This window comes from Kitasatospora sp. NPDC007106 (assembly GCF_040634455.1).
In the GTDB taxonomy this organism is placed as follows: domain Bacteria; phylum Actinomycetota; class Actinomycetes; order Streptomycetales; family Streptomycetaceae; genus Kitasatospora; species Kitasatospora arboriphila.
The window spans coordinates 1-1,258 of sequence record NZ_JBEYFP010001319.1 but is presented as its reverse complement, the minus strand read 5'-3'; the positions used below and the strand labels follow the sequence as shown (position 1 = coordinate 1,258).

Annotated in this window: 2 protein-coding genes; one reads left to right on the top strand and one right to left on the bottom strand. The window is 73.8% G+C overall.

What is annotated here, in order from left to right; all coding sequences use genetic code 11:
* Window positions 1-116: 116 nt before the first annotated feature.
* Window positions 117-680 (bottom strand): PadR family transcriptional regulator, encoded by a 564-nt coding sequence (locus ABZ641_RS38145; RefSeq protein ID WP_344626461.1) that lies wholly within the window; start codon window positions 678-680, stop codon window positions 117-119.
* A gap of 116 nt (window positions 681-796) precedes the next feature.
* Here ABZ641_RS38145 and ABZ641_RS38140 point away from each other — a divergent pair.
* The coding region (locus ABZ641_RS38140; RefSeq protein WP_359989239.1) for a nuclear transport factor 2 family protein at window positions 797-1,258 on the top strand (462 nt) is incomplete at its 3' end.

The following is a 1,258-nucleotide window of genomic DNA, read 5'->3' as shown; positions in this document are numbered from 1 at the left end:
GGCCCCAGCCGCGCCGCTCCTGGCCCTCCTGGCCCTCCTCGCCGTCCTCCTCGGACTCCCAGCGGGCCCACCCGTCGCGGGAGCGGGCGCCGGGGACGACGGGCCGAGCCGCGCGGTCACTGCAGGGCGGCGGCGCGGCGGTCGAGGACGGCCAGGGCACGCCGGCCCCAGCGGATGTTCTCCTCCTCGAAGGCGAGGCCGCGCAGCAGGGTGAGGTAGGGGCCGATGCGCTCGGCGCCGGCGAGGAACTCGTCCTCGGTGCGACCGTCGAGGAGCCGCGCCCGCAGCCGTTCCCAGCGGGCGATCTTCGCCTCGGCCCAGGCGATCCGTTCGGCGACGGCCGCCCGTACGGCACCGGCGTCGCCCGCGTCCACCGCCTGCACCTTGACCATCAGCTCGTCGCGGATCGCGCCGGGGCGCAGCGGTTCGGCGGTGAACTCGCGCAGGTGCCGGCGGCCCTGCTCGGTGAGCGAGAAGAGCCGTTTGTTGGGGCGGCGTTCCTGCTCGACGACGCGGGCCCGGACGAGCCCCTCGGCCTCCATCCGGTCGAGCTCCCGGTAGAGCTGCTGCGGGGTGGCCATCCAGAAGTTCGCGACGGATGCGTCGAACTCCTTGGCCAGGTCGTACCCGGACGCCTCGCCCTCCAGCAGTGCGGCCATCACCGCGTTGCGCAACGCCATCCCGACAGGGTAGCGCCGCCGGTCCGGGCGCCTCTGGACAGCGGCCGGGAAACCCGCCTAGTCTCCTCCACACCTATTCAAAAAGTTGAGTATCTCCCCCACCCGGAGGTGGCCGGATGCACCCCTTCCGCGAGGCCGTCGAGCGGCGCGACCCGGCGGCGATCGAGGCCCTGCTCGCCGAGGACGTCGTCTTCACCAGCCCCGTCGCCTTCAAGCCCTACGCGGGCCGGGCGATCACGGCGGCGATCCTGCGCGCCGTGATGCAGGTCTTCGAGGACTTCCGCTACGTCCGGGAGTTCGCGAGCGAGGACGGCCGCGGGCACGCGCTCGCCTTCACCGCGACGGTCGACGGCCGCCGCGTGGACGGCTGCGACTTCCTGCACCTGGACGAGGAGGGCCTGATCGACGACTTCACGGTGATGGTCCGTCCGTTGTCCGGCGCCCACGCGCTGGCCGAGGCGATGGGCGCCCGGTTCGAACAGATCAGCACCGCCGGAGCTGTCCCCGGCGCCGATGCCGCCGGCGCCGCCCACCGCGCACCCGAGGTCGGAGACGACCCAGGCGTCGGCGCTCGGCAG

What these genes read in the sequence shown, in the direction of transcription:
- ABZ641_RS38145 (WP_344626461.1), bottom strand. Translation starts at nt 680, where the DNA reads ATGGCGTTGCGCAACGCGGTGATGGCCGCACTGCTGGAGGGCGAGGCG.